14 protein-coding genes and 1 riboswitch are annotated in these 15,754 nt (G+C 70.1%); of the genes, 10 read left to right on the top strand and 4 right to left on the bottom strand.

Annotation, left to right across the window (positions count from 1 at the left end):
* Window positions 1-118 precede the first annotated feature (118 nt).
* Window positions 119-1,501: an MFS transporter gene (locus NS283_RS17310; protein ID WP_058598095.1), complete on the bottom strand. Its 1,383-nt coding sequence runs from the start codon at window positions 1,499-1,501 to the stop codon at window positions 119-121.
* Between the two features lie 116 nt (window positions 1,502-1,617).
* On the opposite strand from NS283_RS17310, the gene NS283_RS17305 reads away from it, so the two are divergent.
* The 7 genes from NS283_RS17305 to NS283_RS17275 all read left to right on the top strand — a co-directional run bounded on the left by NS283_RS17305 (window position 1,618) and on the right by NS283_RS17275 (window position 9,097).
* Complete coding sequence (locus NS283_RS17305; protein ID WP_058598094.1) at window positions 1,618-3,078, top strand: fumarylacetoacetate hydrolase family protein; 1,461 nt, start codon at window positions 1,618-1,620, stop codon at window positions 3,076-3,078.
* Window positions 3,078-3,815 (top strand): GntR family transcriptional regulator, encoded by a 738-nt coding sequence (locus tag NS283_RS17300; RefSeq protein WP_081317486.1) that lies wholly within the window; start codon window positions 3,078-3,080, stop codon window positions 3,813-3,815. The genes NS283_RS17305 and NS283_RS17300 overlap by 1 nt, the downstream gene beginning before the upstream one ends.
* 94 nt (window positions 3,816-3,909) lie before the next feature.
* Entirely contained in the window at window positions 3,910-5,430 is a 1,521-nt protein-coding gene (hpaE, locus tag NS283_RS17295) for a 5-carboxymethyl-2-hydroxymuconate semialdehyde dehydrogenase (protein WP_058598093.1), read from the top strand.
* Between the two features lie 45 nt (window positions 5,431-5,475).
* Window positions 5,476-6,627 carry a 3,4-dihydroxyphenylacetate 2,3-dioxygenase gene (gene hpaD / locus NS283_RS17290; protein ID WP_058598092.1) on the top strand — a complete coding sequence of 384 codons (1,152 nt, stop codon included), beginning with the start codon at window positions 5,476-5,478 and terminating at the stop codon, window positions 6,625-6,627.
* A 128-nt stretch (window positions 6,628-6,755) separates the two neighbouring features.
* Window positions 6,756-7,541 carry a fumarylacetoacetate hydrolase family protein gene (locus NS283_RS17285; protein WP_058598091.1) on the top strand — a complete coding sequence of 262 codons (786 nt, stop codon included), beginning with the start codon at window positions 6,756-6,758 and terminating at the stop codon, window positions 7,539-7,541.
* Complete coding sequence (locus NS283_RS17280) at window positions 7,526-8,326, top strand: aldolase/citrate lyase family protein (RefSeq protein ID WP_058598090.1); 801 nt, start codon at window positions 7,526-7,528, stop codon at window positions 8,324-8,326. The genes NS283_RS17285 and NS283_RS17280 overlap by 16 nt, the downstream gene beginning before the upstream one ends.
* 36 nt (window positions 8,327-8,362) lie before the next feature.
* The gene (locus tag NS283_RS17275; RefSeq protein ID WP_058598089.1) at window positions 8,363-9,097 is read left to right on the top strand and encodes a DUF6882 domain-containing protein; all 735 of its coding nucleotides are present in this window, start codon (window positions 8,363-8,365) and stop codon (window positions 9,095-9,097) included.
* Between the two features lie 62 nt (window positions 9,098-9,159).
* Here the strand turns inward: NS283_RS17275 and NS283_RS17270 are convergent, their stop codons facing one another.
* The 3 genes from NS283_RS17270 to glyA all read right to left on the bottom strand — a co-directional run bounded on the left by NS283_RS17270 (window position 9,160) and on the right by glyA (window position 12,132).
* Window positions 9,160-9,642, bottom strand: coding sequence for a hypothetical protein (locus NS283_RS17270; RefSeq protein WP_058614208.1), 483 nt, complete (start codon window positions 9,640-9,642; stop codon window positions 9,160-9,162).
* 90 nt (window positions 9,643-9,732) lie between these two features.
* Window positions 9,733-10,617: a bifunctional methylenetetrahydrofolate dehydrogenase/methenyltetrahydrofolate cyclohydrolase gene (locus NS283_RS17265; RefSeq protein WP_058598087.1), complete on the bottom strand. Its 885-nt coding sequence runs from the start codon at window positions 10,615-10,617 to the stop codon at window positions 9,733-9,735.
* A gap of 240 nt (window positions 10,618-10,857) precedes the next feature.
* Entirely contained in the window at window positions 10,858-12,132 is a 1,275-nt protein-coding gene (gene glyA / locus NS283_RS17260) for a serine hydroxymethyltransferase (protein WP_058598086.1), read from the bottom strand.
* Window positions 12,133-12,189: 57 nt separating this feature from the next.
* Window positions 12,190-12,275, bottom strand: a riboswitch (ZMP/ZTP riboswitch).
* Window positions 12,276-12,401: 126 nt separating this feature from the next.
* On the opposite strand from glyA, the gene NS283_RS17255 reads away from it, so the two are divergent.
* The 3 genes from NS283_RS17255 to NS283_RS17245 all read left to right on the top strand — a co-directional run bounded on the left by NS283_RS17255 (window position 12,402) and on the right by NS283_RS17245 (window position 15,723).
* Window positions 12,402-12,788 carry a YrdB family protein gene (locus NS283_RS17255; protein ID WP_081317485.1) on the top strand — a complete coding sequence of 129 codons (387 nt, stop codon included), beginning with the start codon at window positions 12,402-12,404 and terminating at the stop codon, window positions 12,786-12,788.
* The gene (locus NS283_RS17250) at window positions 12,785-14,188 is read left to right on the top strand and encodes an FAD-binding oxidoreductase (protein ID WP_193752703.1); all 1,404 of its coding nucleotides are present in this window, start codon (window positions 12,785-12,787) and stop codon (window positions 14,186-14,188) included. The genes NS283_RS17255 and NS283_RS17250 overlap by 4 nt, the downstream gene beginning before the upstream one ends.
* A 134-nt stretch (window positions 14,189-14,322) precedes the next feature.
* Window positions 14,323-15,723 carry a L,D-transpeptidase family protein gene (locus NS283_RS17245; protein WP_058598085.1) on the top strand — a complete coding sequence of 467 codons (1,401 nt, stop codon included), beginning with the start codon at window positions 14,323-14,325 and terminating at the stop codon, window positions 15,721-15,723.
* The last annotated feature ends 31 nt before the right edge of the window (window positions 15,724-15,754 follow it).

The raw sequence follows: 15,754 nt of genomic DNA, 5'->3' as shown, positions 1-15,754 counted from the left end.
GCTCGGAGATTGGTATAAGACACAGCCCCACACCCCCGCCACGACCACCTCAGGCAGACCAACCCAACGCCGAACGGCCCCGCCGCGCCGAAGCGCGACGGGGCCGCCGAACCCGACGTCAGACCCGAGACAATCCGCGCACCGGGCTGACCTCCTGCTCGGCCTCGTGATCGGGGCCGAGGGGAATGCCACTGCGGTCGCGCAGCAGCAGGGTCGCGATGAGGCCCAACACCGCCATGATCGCGAGGTACACCGTGACCGACACGGTGGTGCCGGTGGCATCCACGAGCGCCGTCGCGATGGTCGGGGCGAACGCGCCGCCGCAGATCGCACCGATCGCGTACGAGATCGAGACCCCCGAGAAGCGGATGGATGCCGGGAACAGCTCGGCGTACAGCGCCGCCTGGGGACCGTAGGTCAGGCCGAGTCCCACCGTCAGGAGCACGAGCCCGAGGGCGAGGAGTGCGACGCTCCCGGTGTTCACCAGCGGGAACAGAGCCACGATGGCGACGAGCAGCGAGAGCCAGCCGATGATGTACGTGTTGCGGCGCCCGATCTTGTCGCCGAGCCACCCGCCGAGCAGCGTGAAGACGAACCACGACACCGCCGAGAGGGTCACGGCGCCGAGCACGTCGGCGGTCGCGAGCCCGAGGGGGCCGTCGGGGTTGGTCGCGTAGCGCTGGATGTAGCCGCCGGTGGTCATGTAGCCGACGGCGTTGTTGCCGGCGAACACGAACGCGGCGATGATCACGAGCAGCGCGTGCTTGCGGAACAACTGCACGATCGGCATCCGGGTCTGCTCCTTGCGTTCGGCGATCTCGACGAACACGGGGCTCTCCTCGACCTTCCGCCGCACGTAGTAGCCGACGAGGATCAGCACGAACGACAGCAGGAACGGCACGCGCCAGCCCCACGCGAGGAACGCGTCGCCGGGGGCGATGAGCGCCATGAGGGCGAGCATGCCGCTCGCGAGCAGCAGGCCGAGGGGCACGCCGAGCTGCGGGGAGGCGCCGAAGAGGCTGCGCTTGGTCTTGGGCGCGTGTTCGACGGCCATGAGGACCGCACCTCCCCATTCACCTCCGGCCGAGATGCCCTGCAGCACGCGCAGGAGGATCAGCAGGATCGGCGCCACGACACCGATCGCGTCGTATGTGGGCAGCACGCCGATGAGCGTGGTCGAGGCGCCCATCAGGATGAGCGTCAGCATCAGCACGACGCGACGCCCGTACTTGTCGCCGAGGTGACCGGCGAGGAACGCCCCGAGCGGGCGGAAGAGGAAGCTCAGTCCGACGGTCAGGAACGAAAGGATCTGCGCGATGCCGGGACCGGCGGGCGCGAAGAACAACTGGCCGAAGACGAGGCCCGCGGCCGAGGCGTAGAGGAAGAAGTCGTACCACTCGACGGTGGTGCCGACGACCGTTGCGAAGACCACCCGGCGGCGGTCCGTGGACGTGGAGATGGTGCCGGTGGGGGTGAAACCCGGCGACTGTGAGCGGGACATGGGACTCCTTCGAGACGTCATCGTCAGACCCCGGACGTCGTCGTCGGCGACGAGGCGTGTGTTGCTGGGGTGGGCAACATCGTATACGATTTCAGATACGACGCAAGGGAGCACCCATGACCGACACCGACCCCCGGTTCACCGCCCTTGGCGCGCGCCCCGGCAAGATCGTGGCCGTCCACCTCTCCTACGCCTCCCGCGCCGATCAGCGCGGCCGTCGCCCGGCCACGCCCTCGTACTTCTTCAAGCCGTCCAGCTCGCTCGCTCCCTCGGGCGCCGAGATCGTTCGCCCCGCGGGTACCGAGCTCCTCGCCTTCGAGGGGGAGATCGCGCTCGTCATCGGCGAGCCCGCGCGGTGGGTGACTCCGGATGCCGCGTGGTCGCACGTGGCATCCGTCACCGCCGCGAACGACTTCGGTCTGTACGACCTGCGTGCGAACGACAAGGGATCGAACGTCCGCTCCAAGGGCGGCGACGGCTACACGCCCCTCGGCCCGGACCTCATCGACGCGCGCAACGTCGACCCCGCGGCCCTGCGCCTGCGCACGTGGGTGAACGGCGAGATCGTGCAGGACGACACCACGGCCGGCCTCATCTTCTCGCTCGCCCAGATCGTCGCCGACCTCTCGCAGCACTTCACCCTCGAGACCGGCGACGTGATCCTCACCGGCACCCCCGCGGGATCCTCGGTGGTCGTGCCCGGCGACGTCGTCGAGGTGCAGGTGGATGCCGGCATCCACTCGACCGGCCGGCTCCGCACCACGGTGGTCGAGGGCTCGCGATCCTTCGACGCCGCGATCGGCTCACTGCCCGGGGTCGACGACACCCAGCGCACCGAGGCGTGGGGCTCGGCTGCGGCCGCGGGGCTGACCCCGCCCGCTCCCGCGCTCACCCCCGCCCTCCGCGAGAAGCTGGGCCGCGTCCCCGTCGCCGCCCTCAGCGGACAGCTGCGCAAGCGCGGCCTGAACGACGTCACGATCGACGGCGTCCACGCCCTCACCCCGGGCAGCCGGTTCGTCGGCACCGCCCGCACGCTCCGCTTCCTCCCCCACCGCGAAGACCTCTTCGCCAGCCACGGCGGCGGCCAGAACGCGCAGAAGCGTGCGTTCGACGCCGTCGAAGAGGGCGAGGTCCTCGTGATCGAGGCCCGCGGCGAGACCGGCTCGGGAACGCTCGGCGACATCCTCGCGATTCGCGCGCACGCGCGCGGAGCCGCGGCGATCGTGACCGACGGCGGCGTCCGCGACGCAGAGGCCGTCGCCGCGGTCGGCATCCCGGTGTTCACCGCCGGCCCGCACCCCGCCGTCCTCGGCCGGAGGCACGTGCCGTGGGAGACCGACGTCGCGATCGGCTGCGGCGGTACCACCGTCGAGCCCGGCGACATCCTCGTCGGCGACGGCGACGGCGTGATCGTCCTCCCTCCCGCCCTGGCCGAAGAAGTGGTCGACGCCGCCCTCGCGCAGGAAGAGGAGGATGCGTGGATCGCCCGCCAGGTGGCATCCGGTCACCCGGTCGAGGGGCTCTTCCCCATGAACGCGGAGTGGCGCGCGCGCTACGAGAGCGAGAGGCAGAACTGATGGATGCCACGACCCCCGGTGCCGCGCCCGACCGCCGCGCGACGCAGGCCCCCGCCACACCGGCCCCCAGCCGCAGCAAATCGCAGCAGGCCTACCACTGGATCAAGGACCGCATCGCCTCACAGGAGTTCACCCCCGGCTACCGCCTGGTGCTCGGCACGATCGCCGGCGAGCTGGACATGAGCGTGGTCCCGGTGCGTGAGGCGATCCGCCAGCTCGAAGCCGAGGGCCTCGTGATGTTCGAGCGCAACGTGGGCGCGCGCGTGTCGATGGTCGACGACACCGCCTACCGCTTCAGCATGCAGTCGCTCAGCATCCTCGAGGGGGCGGCGACCGCCCTGTCGGCACGTGCGCTCACGACCGACGACGTGCGCCGGGCCCGCCAGGTGAACGAGCTGATGGTCGAGACGCTCGAGCACTTCGACCCCCGCGCCTTCACCGCGCTGAACCAGGAGTTCCACGCGATCCTCTTCGAGAGGTGCGCGAACCCGCGCATGCTCGAGCTCGTGCAGGCCGAGTGGGCCCGCCTCGGGCACCTGCGCGACTCGACGTTCAGCTTCGTGCCCGGTCGCGCGGCCGAGTCGGTGCGCGAGCACGAGAACATCCTCGTCCTCATCGAGACCGGCGCCCCGCTCGCCGAGATCGAGAAGGCCTCGCGCCGCCACCGCTCCGCGACCCTCGACGCCTACATGATCCACGAGCACCCCGACGAGGCGCTCGGCCTGCCCGCTTTCTGATGATCCCGGATGCCGACGCCCCACGCCCCCACGACGCCGACGTCGCGGATCGCGAGGTCCCCGGCATCCACCCCTCTTCACCGAAGGAGCCCGCATGACCACCCCGCTCACCACCACCCGCCGCGTCCCGGCCGATCTGCCCGAGCGCATCCAGCACTACATCGGCGGCCGGTTCGTCGACTCGGTCGACGGTGACACGTTCGACGTGCTCGACCCGGTGACGAACCAGACGTATCTGCGCGCCGCCGCCGGCAAGAAGGCCGACATCGACCTCGCCGTCGCCGCCGCCCGCAAGGCCTTCACCGAGGGGCCGTGGCCCCGCATGCTCCCCCGCGAGCGCTCGCGCGTGCTGCACCGCATCGCCGACATCGTGGAGTCGCGCGACGAGCGTCTCGCCGAGCTCGAGTCGTTCGACTCCGGGCTCCCGATCACGCAGGCGCTCGGTCAGGCACGACGGGCGGCGGAGAACTTCCGCTTCTTCGCCGACCTGATCGTCGCCCAGACCGACGACGCCTTCAAGGTGCCGGGACGCCAGCTCAACTACGTAAACCGCAAGCCGATCGGTGTCGCCGGCCTCATCACGCCGTGGAACACGCCCTTCATGCTCGAGTCGTGGAAGCTCGGCCCCGCGCTCGCGACCGGCAACACCGTGGTGCTCAAGCCGGCCGAGTTCACCCCTCTCTCGGCATCCCTGTGGGCCGGGATCTTCGAGGAGGCAGGTCTCCCCGAGGGCGTGTTCAACCTCGTCAACGGCCTCGGCGAAGACGCCGGTGACGCGCTCGTGAAGCACCCCGAGGTGCCGCTCATCTCGTTCACCGGCGAGAGCAGCACCGGGTCGCTGATCTTCGCGAACTCGGCGCCTTTCCTGAAGGGCCTGTCGATGGAGCTGGGCGGCAAGAGCCCGGCGATCGTCTTCGCGGATGCCGACCTCGACGCCGCGATCGACGCGACCATCTTCGGGGTGTTCTCGCTCAACGGCGAGCGCTGCACCGCGGGCAGCCGCATCCTCGTGCAGCGTGACGTGTACGACGAGTTCGTCGAGCGCTACGCCGCGCAGGCCGATCGCGTCAGAGTCGGCTACCCGGACGACCCCGCGACCGAGGTCGGCGCGCTCGTGCACCCCGAGCACTACGCGAAGGTCATGTCGTACGTCGAGCTCGGCAAGACCGAGGGACGTCTGGTCGCCGGCGGCGGCCGGCCCGAGGAGTTCCCCGAGGGCAACTTCGTGCGCCCCACGGTGTTCGCCGACGTCTCCCCCGACGCGCGCATCTTCCAGGAGGAGATCTTCGGGCCGGTCGTCGCGATCACGCCCTTCGACACCGACGAAGAGGCGCTCGCGCTGGCGAACAACACGAAGTACGGGCTCGCCGCCTACGTCTGGACCAGCGACCTCAAGCGCGCGCACAACTTCGCGCAGAACGTCGAGGCGGGCATGGTGTGGCTGAACTCCAACAACGTCCGCGACCTCCGCACCCCGTTCGGCGGGGTGAAGGCCTCGGGCCTGGGTCACGAGGGCGGATACCGCTCGATCGACTTCTACACCGACCAGCAGGCCGTGCACATCACGCTCGGCCCCGCCCACAACCCCACGTTCGGCAAGGCGCAGGCGCACTGAGCCGCCGCCGCCCGACCCACCCGACCACACGCAAGGACGCGAACCATGGCGAAGCACACCGAGGAGCAGAAGACCTCGTCCGGATTCTGGGTGACCCAGGAAGCCCCGATCCACTCCGACAACCCGATCCCGACACCCGAAGCGCCCGCGCCCGACATCCTGCGCTGCGCCTACATGGAGCTGATCGTCACCGACCTCGCGGCATCCCGCGTCTTCTACGTCGACATCCTCGGACTGCATGTCACCGAGGAGGACGACGAGGCGATCTACCTCCGCTCCACCGAGGAGTTCATCCACCACAACCTCGTGCTGCGCAAAGGCCCGGTGGCCGCGGTCGCCGCGTTCTCGTACCGCGTGCGCTCGTCCGAGGACCTCGACAAAGCGGTCGCGTTCTACACCGAGCTCGGCTGCGATGTCCGCCGCGAGCCCGGCGGCTTCACGAAGGGCATCGGCGACTCGGTGCGCGTGGTCGACCCGCTCGGCTTCCCGTACGAGTTCTTCTTCGACACCGAGCACCAGGAGCGCCTGTCGTGGCGGTACGACCTGCACTCCCCCGGCGAGCTCGTCCGCCTGGACCACTTCAACCAGATCACGCCCGACGTGCCCCGCGCGGTCAACTTCATGCAGGCGCTCGGCTTCCGGGTGACCGAGGACATCCAGGACGAGGAGGGCACCGTCTACGCCGCCTGGATGCGCCGCAAGCCGACCGTGCACGACACCGCCATGACCGGCGGCGACGGCCCGCGTATGCACCACGTCTGCTTCGCCACCCACGAGAAGCACAACATCCTCGCCATCTGCGACAAGCTCGGCGCCCTCCGTCGGTCGGATGCCATCGAACGCGGCCCCGGCCGCCACGGCGTCTCGAACGCGTTCTACCTGTACCTGCGCGACCCCGACGGCCACCGCGTCGAGGTGTACACGCAGGACTACTACACCGGCGACCCCGACAACCCCGTCATCACGTGGGACGTGCACGACAACCAGCGCCGCGACTGGTGGGGCAACCCCGTCGTCCCGTCCTGGTACACCGACGGCTCGCTCGTGCTCGACCTCGACGGCAACCCGCAACCGGTGCGCGCGCGCACGGACTCGAGCGAGATGGCCGTGACGATCGGCGCCGACGGCTTCAGCTACACCCGCCCGCCCGAGGACGAGGCATCCGGTTCCGAGTTCAAACTCGGCAACCAGCTCTGACCCCACCGACCTCGCGCGCCCCCACAGACGATGTCCCACTTATGGCTACTTGAGCCCCGCTCGACCGACCACGATCGGGACATGCACCGCCAGAAGTGGGACGAGGGTAGTCATTTGGAGAGGAACCCATGCTCACCGACGAACAGATCGACGCCATCGCGGCCGAACTCGCCGAAGCCGACCGGACGCATTCGGTGATCCCGCGGATCACGGCGAGATTCCCGGATGCCACGGTCGACGACTCGTACCGGATCCAGGGCCGCTGGCGCGACACGCAGCTCGCCGCGGGTCGCACGCTCGTCGGGCGCAAGATCGGCTTGACCTCCAAGGCCATGCAGCAGGCGACGGGCATCACCGAGCCCGACTACGGCGTGATGTTCGACGACACCGTCTATCGGTCGGGCGACGAGATCCCCGTCGAGCACTTCTCGAACGTCCGTATCGAGGTCGAGCTCGCGTTCGTGCTGAAGACGCCGCTCGAGGGGCCCGACTGCACGCTCGACGATGCCCTCGCCGCGATCGACTACGCCGTCCCCGCCCTCGAGGTGCTCAACTCCCACATCGAGCTCGAGGGACGCACGATCGTCGACACGATCAGCGACAACGCCGCCTACGGCGCGATGGTGCTCGGCGACGTCCACAGGCGCCCCGACGAGATCGACCTGCGCTGGGTGCCCGGCGTCCTGAGCCGAAACGGCGAGATCGAGGAGACCGGCGTCGCCGCGGGCGTGCTCGGCCACCCCGCGACCGGCGTCGCGTGGCTCGCCAACAAGTTCTCCCAGCACGGCGCGCGCCTGGAGGCGGGCGAGATCATCCTGGCAGGATCGTTCACACGCCCGATGTGGGTGTCGCGGGGCGACGACGTGCTCTGCGACTACGGACCGATGGGAACGATCTCGTGCCGCTTCGTCTGAACCCGACCTTCCGCGCGGCTCTCGCGGCATCCGATCGTCCCCTGGCGGGGATGTGGGTGTGCTCGGGCAGTCCCGTCGCCGCCGAGATCGCCGCGGGATCGGGGCTGGACTGGCTGCTGCTCGACATGGAGCACTCCGCGACCTCGCTCGAGACGGTGCTCGTGCTCCTCCAGGTGACCGCGGCCTACCCGGTGACCCCGGTCGTCCGCGTGCCGTGGAACGACCCGGTCGTGATCAAGCAGGTGCTCGACCTCGGCGCGCAGAACCTCATCGTGCCGATGGTGTCGTCGGCCGACGAAGCGCGCGCAGCGGTCGCGGCGACGCGGTACCCGCCCGCGGGCATCCGCGGGGTCGGCAGCGCCCTGGCCCGGAGCGCCCGCTGGAACCGTGTCGACGGGTACCTCACGGGTGCGACCGAGCACGTCTCACTCACCGTGCAGATCGAGACCACCGCCGGAGTCGCCGCCGCGGCCGAGATCGCCGCTGTCGAGGGAGTGGATGCCGTCTTCGTCGGCCCCTCCGACCTCTCGGCATCCATGGGTCTTCTCGGCCGGCAGTCGCACCCTGACGTCGTCGCGGCCGTCCACGCCGTCTTCGCCGCGTGCCGGGATGCCGGGACCCCGGTCGGCGTGAATGCGTTCGACCCCGCGGTGGCGGAGGCCTACCTCGACGCCGGAGCCGACTTCGTCGCGGTCGGGGCGGACGTCGCCCTGCTGGCGCGCGCCTCCGAGGCCCTCGCGCAGCGGTTCGCCGCGCCGGGGAGCGGCGAACGCGCAAGCTATTGAGACCTCGCACCAAGGGTCCGTCTCTAGGGTGAGCACATGACCACGTTCCCCGCGCTTCAACCCCTCGCCGACCGAGCCGCGTTCTTCACCGCGCTGCGGCAAGACGACCTCGGCACCGCCGCCGACGCCCTCGGTCCCCACCGCTGGGACACCGACCTCGCGGCGGGCACCCTGACCTTCAGCGCTCTCGACGACCCGAACCGCACGCTCGTCGCCCGCGCGCACCTCGTCGCCTCGATCGCGCCGGGACCCCGCTCGGTGCTCTGGGGATGGGCGCACCCGAACGGCGGCGGCGACCAGAACCCGGCCGCTCGCCTGCGCGCGTACGGGCAGGAGCACGGCATCGCCGAGCTGTCCTCCCCCGAGGCCCCGTTTCCCGCCGACGCGGCCGGAGACGCCGACTGGATCGCCGAGGCCTCGCACGTCATCGCCGGAGTCGCGGTCGAGGTGACTGGCCGATCACCGTACTATTCCGCACCGGTCGGAGACGCGGGCACGCGCGCGGTCCTGCTCCTCGACGCCCCGCTGCCGCCTCTGACCGTCGCGCACGCCGGGATTCGGATGCCGCGGATCCTGTCGACCACGACGCCCGCCGACCCGCGCAGCTCGGTGTGGGACCTCGCACGCCTGGCCGGCTGGACCCTGGAGTGGGCCGATGGCGCCTTCTCGGCGGCCACCGTGCAGGATGCCACGGGGTCGATGACGTTCCGCTTCGACGAGCACGCCCGCATCACGGCGATGGAGAGCTCGCTGGGCGGCGCCGCGGCCTGATTCGCGTTCCGCGGAAACGATGAAGGGGGCCGGACGATCCGTCCGGCCCCCTTCATCGCGCGTCAGTCTTCGTCGTCGTCCTCGTCGTCGTCGTCACCGATGATCTCGATGTCCTCGACCTCGAGCTCGGGCGTGAGCTGCACGTGCACGAGCGCGTCGGGGAATGCCGTCTCCCCCGCGAACACGACGATGATCGCGTCGGCGAAGATGCCCACGCCGATCGCCTCGAGGTCAGTGCGCAGGTCGATGTCCGCGCTCAGCTCGTCGTCGTCCACCGCCTCCTCGATCTCGGTGGCGATCTCGTCGACGATCGCGCTCCAACGGTCCTCGGTCACCGAGAGGATGTCCTTCAGGTTGGACAGGATGCCGTCGAGGTCGGGCTCGTCCTCGTCGTCGATCTCGGGGTCGAGGTCGACCTCCACCTCGACGCCGGCGGCATCCAGGTGTCCGACACCGATCACGCTGTCTTCGTCGATCTGGGCGTCGTCGAGCAGGCCGCTCTCGGTGACGCGGCGGAGGAGGTCGTTCAGCACGGACTCAGTCATGCACATACGATCCCACGGGGAGAGGGATCCTGCCCAGCCCTTGCACGCGAGGCTCCGTCCGTTCGCTCGGCGGTCGCATCCCGTTCACCGTCAGACCGCGGCGGCGCGCTCCGCGGCCTCGACGACGTTCGTCATCAGCAGGGCGACCGTCATGGGTCCGACGCCGCCCGGGTTGGGCGACACGAAGCCCGCGACCTCAGCCACGTCAGGGTGCACGTCGCCGTAGACGCGGGACTTCCCGGTCTCGGGGTCGGTCTCGCGCGTCACGCCCACGTCGAGCACCGCGGCGCCGGGCTTGACGTCTTCGGCGCGCACGATGTGCTTGACGCCCGCGGCGGCCACGATGACATCCGCCTCACGCAGGTGCTTCGCGAGGTCGGCCGTGCCCGTGTGGGTCAGCGTCACGGTGGCGTTGATCTCGCGACGCGTCAGCAGCAGGCCGATCGAACGCCCGATCGTGACGCCGCGGCCGACGACCACGACCTCCTTGCCCTTCAGGTCGTAGTCGTTGCGCAGCAGCAGCTCGATCACACCGCGCGGGGTGCACGGCAGGGGCGTGAGGATCGGCGCGTTGACGTTGAGCACGAGGCGCCCGAGGTTCGTGGGGTGCAGGCCGTCGGCATCCTTCGCCGGATCGATGCGCTCGAGGATCGCGTCGGTGTCGATGTGCTTCGGCAGCGGCAGCTGCACGATGTAGCCATGGCAGGCGGGATCGGCGTTGAGACGGTCGATGACGGCCTCGACCTCCTCCTGAGTGGCCTCGGCGGGCAGTTCGACCTGGATGGAGTTCATCCCGATCGCCTCGGACTGCTTGTGCTTCATGCCGACGTACAGCTGCGAGGCCGGGTCGGCGCCCACGAGCACCGTCGCGATACCCGGGATGATCCCCTTCTGGCGCAGGGTGGCGACACGCTCGGTGAGCTCCGCCTTGATCGCCGCCGACGCGGCCTTACCGTCGAGAATCGTCGCCGTCATGGCATCCCTCTTCCTGGGTGTCGATGGGTCGTGCGGGGTGTGCTCACGCATAAACGCTCCGTGACGCATAAACGCCATCCACCCACGTAAACGCGCTCTCCCCGTGTTTCTGTGCGCGGATCGCGTTTATGCGTGCGGCCGCCGGGGCCGGGGCGGTGCGGCGGACCGCACGATCCGCGTCCGCGGAGGAGTGGATGCCGGGACGGGGCCGCCGCGTTGACGGTCCCGCCCCGGCAGGGCTCACTGCTGCAGGTCGGGGTACAGCGGGAACGCCTCGGTCAGCGTCGCCACGCGCGCGCGCAGGGCCTCGACGTCGGCGCCGGGGATCAGCGCGAGCGCGATGATGTCGGCCACCTCGGTGAACTCCGCGTCACCGAAGCCGCGCGTCGCGAGCGCCGGAGTGCCGATGCGCAGACCCGAGGTCACCATCGGCGGGCGCGGGTCGTTGGGGACGGCGTTGCGGTTGACCGTGATGTGGATGTCATGCAGCAGGTCTTCGGCCTGCTTGCCGTCGATCTCGGCCTCGCGGAGGTCGACGAGCACGAGGTGCACGTCGGTGCCGCCCGAGCGCACGGCGATGCCGGCGTTCTTGACGTCGTCCTGGGTGAGACGGTCGGCGAGGATCGCCGCACCGCGGAGGGTGCGCTCCTGACGCTCCTTGAATTCGGGCGTCATCGCGAGCTTGAACGCCGTCGCCTTGGCGGCGATCACGTGCATGAGCGGACCGCCCTGCTGCCCGGGGAACACCGCGGTGTTGATCTTCTTCGCCAGCGCCTCGTCGTTGGTGAGGATGAGGCCCGAACGGGGGCCGCCGATCGTCTTGTGCACGGTGGTCGAGACGACGTGCGCGTGCGGGATGGGGCTCGGGTGCACGCCCGCGGCGACGAGACCGGCGAAGTGCGCCATGTCGACCCACAGGAGGGCGCCCACCTCGTCGGCGATCGCGCGGAAGGCCGCGAAGTCGAGCTGACGGGGGTACGCCGACCAACCGGCGATGATGACCTTCGGCTTGTGCTCGACGGCGAGGCGGCGCACCTCGTCCATGTCGATGACGCTGGTCTCGGGGTCGACGCCGTAGGCGACGATGTCGTAGAGACGGCCCGAGAAGTTGATCTTCATGCCGTGCGTCAGGTGACCGCCCTGGTCCAGGGCGAGGCCGAGGAGCGTGTCGCCGGGGCGGGCGATCGCGTGCAGCACGGCCGCGTTGGCGGAGGCACCCGAGTGGGGCTGCACGTTCGCGAACTCGGCGCCGAACAGCTGCTTCGCCCGCTCGATCGCGAGCGACTCGGCGACGTCGACCTCTTCACAACCGCCGTAGTAGCGGCGACCCGGGTAGCCCTCGGCGTACTTGTTGGTCAGTACCGAGCCCTGCGACTGCAGAACCGAGACGGGAACGAAGTTCTCCGACGCGATCATCTCGAGGAATCCGCGCTGACGGTTCAGCTCGCGCTCGAGCACCTCGGCGATCTCGGGGTCGACCTCGGAGAGGGGGGCGTTGAAGTACGGATCGGTCATGCGATCTCCTTGACGATGGTTCCGGATGCCGCGGACTCGGCGAGTCCGCGGAGATACCGCATCGACCCAGGCGTGCGGTCGAATACCGTCAAGCGGTCGCTCCCCGGTGGTGTCCCACCTCAACGCCAGTCGCGACGGTGCCACTTTAGCGGGTAAAGGTGTCCGCATCCCTCGTGTTCCGGCATCCACTGTTCCTGCACAGGATCGCTGTCGGCTCGATGGCGAAAGAGTCGGGAGGGTGCGCCGACCGGCCCGCGTAAAATGGCGGGGTGACCGACTCCCCCAACGTCCGCGCGCAGGCACCGCTCGCTCCCGGCATGCGCCCGCGTCCGACCGCGATCGAGATCGGCAGCGTGCTCTGCGGGATCTTCGCATTCGTGACCCTCGCGATCTGGGGCTTCACCGCGTGGCCGCTGCCGTGGAACATCGTCGCGGGGATCGGTGCCCCCCTCCTCGCGATCCTGATCTGGGCCCTGTTCGTGTCGCCGCGCGCGGTGCTCGCGGTGCACCCCTTTATCCGCGCACTCGTCGAGCTCTTCGTCTACGCCGCCGCCACCGTCGCGTGGTGGAGCATGGGCCAGGCGTGGATCGGCCTCGGCTTCGCGATCGTCGCCGTGGTCCTCGGTGCCCTGAACGGCCGGCGGCGCCTGGCGTGAGCGCCGATGGCGCGGTGGCGACTCCCGCGCACGGTGCGGCGGACGCGACGCTGGCGCTTCTCCGCGCCGAGCTCGGCGACCGCGTCGACACCTCTCCCGACGCTCTGGCCGCCGTCCGCGCCGACAAGTCGGGCCACGCCTCCGACGGCACGCCCCTCGCCGTCGTGCACGCGGCATCCGTCTCCGACGTGCAGGCGGTCATGCGCATCGCGACCGCGACGCGGACTCCCGTGGTGCCGCGCGGTGCCGGGACGGGTCTCGCGGGCGGAGCGAACACGGGGGGCGGTGAGATCGCCCTCTCGCTACGCGGCATGGACCGGCTTCTCGAGGTGCGCCCCGACGACCTCCTCGCGGTGGTCGAGCCGGGCATCGTCAACGCCGAGCTCAACGCCCTTCTCGAGCCGCACGGCGTGTGGTGGGCTCCCGACCCCGCGAGCCGCGCGATCTCGACGGTCGGTGGCAACATCGCCACGGGTGCCGGCGGCCTGCTCTGCGCGAAGTACGGCGTCGTGCGTGACGCGGTCCTCGGCGTCGATCTCGTGCTCGCCGACGGTCGGCTGATGCATCTCGGTCATCGCAGTGTGAAGGGCGTCACGGGTCTCGACCTCACCTCTCTCGTGATCGGCTCCGAGGGCACTCTCGGCGTGGTGGTGGGCGCTACTCTCAAGCTCCGGCGTCTCGTCGAGGGCGAGCGCGTCACCCTCACCGCCCTGTTCGACGGGGTGCGCGCCGCCGCCGTCGCCTCCGCCGCGGTCACGGCATCCGGAGTCCAGCCCGCGATCATGGAGCTGATGGATGCCAGGTGCCTCGCGGCCGTGCACCGCCTGCTGTCACTCCCCGAACCGCCGCCGGGCGCAGCTCAGCTCACCATCCAGACCGACGGTCCGGTCGCCGCTGCCGAGGCGCGCACGATCGCCGCGGTCCTGACCGCGGCCGGGGGGACGGTGTCCGTCGCCGCCGACGATGCCGAGGGCGAGGAGCTTCTCGCCGTGCGCCGGTCGATGCATGCCGCCATGGAGTCGCTCGGCACCACCCTCATCGAGGACGTCTCGGTGCCGCGCAGCGCCCTGCCCGCGATGTTCGACGAGATCGCGCGGATCGAGCGGAAGTACGGCCTCGTCATCCCGACCGTCGCGCACTCCGGCGACGGCAACCTGCACCCGAACTTCGTCTTCGAGGGTCCCGACGTGCCGCCGATCGTGTGGGAGGCGGCCGAGGAGGTGTTCCGCGCGGCGCTGGAACTCGGTGGCACGCTCACCGGAGAGCACGGGATCGGCGTGCTCAAGCGCCGCTGGCTCGCCGACGAGCTCGGGGACGATCAGTGGCAGCTGCAGCGCGAGATCGCTCGCGTGTTCGATCCCCTCGGCATCCTGAATCCGGGCAAGGTCTTCGCCGCCTGACGCCCGTTCGATGGACGCGGCCGCGAGCCCCGGGCGGCATCGTCCTCGACGTGATAAGACCGTGATAAAGCTCACGGCGCACACGCAACACTCGCCTTTAGCATGAGAAGACTGACTATCGGGGGGTTTGACTTATGACCGACGGCGCGAACAGCACCGACGGCGCGACGTACGCGTGGGCACCGCCCGAGCCGAAGAAGCGCAAGAACCGATCGGGCCTGTGGATCGGCATCCCGGCGGGCGCGACGGCCGTCGCGCTGCTGGCGGCATCGTTCGTCCTCATCGCCCCCGGAGCCTCCGTCGCCGGCGTGCAGATCGGCGGCCTCACGGCGGGAGCCGCGGCCCAGGCGATCTCCGACCGGCTGGCGAACACGAGCATCGCGGTCGAGAGCCCGGCGGGCTCGGTCACCGTGACCGGTGCCGAGCTCGGTGCCACGGTCGACGCTCAGGCCATCGCCGACAAGGCGTTCTCCGAGAACCCGATGTGGAAGCCCTCGTCGTGGTTCCCCGAGGGCACGGGTGTCGCGATCAACGTCGACCCCGCCAAGGCTGCCGCAGCACTCCGCGACCTCGCCCCCGACACCTACAAGGCTCCCGTCGACGCGACCGTCGCGTATGACGCCGGTTCGCAGTCGTACGTCGCAACTCCCGCGCAGCCCGGTGAGGGCATCGACCCGGCCGCGGTCACCGCCGCCCTCCAGAGCGCCTTCGACGCCGGCACGGTCAACACCACCGCGCAGGCGGGCGTCGTCCCGGTCGAGGCCCCGGTCACCACCGAAGAGGCCGACGCGGCCGTCGCGCAGCTGAACGGCATCCTCGACAACGCCGGCTTCTACGTCGGCGACGAGCGCACTGTCCCGGTCGACCGGGCCACCGCCGCCTCGTGGCTCACGATCACGCCCGACGGCACGGGTGACTTCGCGATCTCCGCCGACGAAGCAGCGATCCAGCAGGCCGTCGCGGGCCTCCCCGCGGCTGTCGACCGCGGCGCGGTGAACGCGGACGTGATCGTGGACAAGGGTGGCGAGGTCATCCACACGAACACCGAGGGCCAGACCGGACGCGCACTCGGCGACACCACGGGGATCGCCGCGGCCTTCGCCTCCCAGCTCGCCGAGGGCAACGGACGATTCGCCCTGACGGTGAGCGAGACGCCGTTCGAGACGACGAAGACCGAGCGCTGGATCGATGTCAACCTCAGCACCCAGACCACGACGCTCTGGCAGAACGGGCAGGTCTATCGCTCCTGGTCGATCTCGTCGGGCGCGGGCGAGCACGCCACCCACACCGGCGAGTTCCGCATCGGCTGGAAGACGTCGATGCAGGACATGGGCTGCGTCCCCGGCTACGACTACTGCACGAAGGACGTCCCCTGGGTTTCGTACTTCAACGGTGACGAGGGCTTCCACGGCACGTACTGGCACAACAACTTCGGCACGCCGATGAGCCACGGTTGCATCAACATGACCATCTCCGCCGCGAAGGAGCTCTACGACTGGGCGTACCGCGGTACCGAGGTGTCGGTCCACTACTGAGCCCGGACACGCGAGGGGGCGGATGCCATGG

Source organism: Microbacterium testaceum (assembly GCF_001476285.1).
Taxonomy (GTDB): Bacteria; Actinomycetota; Actinomycetes; order Actinomycetales; family Microbacteriaceae; genus Microbacterium; species Microbacterium testaceum_B.
Note: the sequence above shows the minus strand (reverse complement) of the source record. Positions and strands in the feature narration are given on the sequence as shown.

What these genes read in the sequence shown, in the direction of transcription:
- NS283_RS17310 (WP_058598095.1), bottom strand. Translation starts at nt 1,501, where the DNA reads ATGTCCCGCTCACAGTCGCCGGGTTTCACCCCCACCGGCACCATCTCC.
- NS283_RS17305 (WP_058598094.1), top strand. Translation starts at nt 1,618, where the DNA reads ATGACCGACACCGACCCCCGGTTCACCGCCCTTGGCGCGCGCCCCGGC.
- NS283_RS17300 (WP_081317486.1), top strand. Translation starts at nt 3,078, where the DNA reads ATGGATGCCACGACCCCCGGTGCCGCGCCCGACCGCCGCGCGACGCAG.
- hpaE (WP_058598093.1), top strand. Translation starts at nt 3,910, where the DNA reads ATGACCACCCCGCTCACCACCACCCGCCGCGTCCCGGCCGATCTGCCC.
- hpaD (WP_058598092.1), top strand. Translation starts at nt 5,476, where the DNA reads ATGGCGAAGCACACCGAGGAGCAGAAGACCTCGTCCGGATTCTGGGTG.
- NS283_RS17285 (WP_058598091.1), top strand. Translation starts at nt 6,756, where the DNA reads ATGCTCACCGACGAACAGATCGACGCCATCGCGGCCGAACTCGCCGAA.
- NS283_RS17275 (WP_058598089.1), top strand. Translation starts at nt 8,363, where the DNA reads ATGACCACGTTCCCCGCGCTTCAACCCCTCGCCGACCGAGCCGCGTTC.
- NS283_RS17270 (WP_058614208.1), bottom strand. Translation starts at nt 9,642, where the DNA reads ATGACTGAGTCCGTGCTGAACGACCTCCTCCGCCGCGTCACCGAGAGC.
- NS283_RS17265 (WP_058598087.1), bottom strand. Translation starts at nt 10,617, where the DNA reads ATGACGGCGACGATTCTCGACGGTAAGGCCGCGTCGGCGGCGATCAAG.
- glyA (WP_058598086.1), bottom strand. Translation starts at nt 12,132, where the DNA reads ATGACCGATCCGTACTTCAACGCCCCCCTCTCCGAGGTCGACCCCGAG.
- NS283_RS17245 (WP_058598085.1), top strand. Translation starts at nt 14,323, where the DNA reads ATGACCGACGGCGCGAACAGCACCGACGGCGCGACGTACGCGTGGGCA.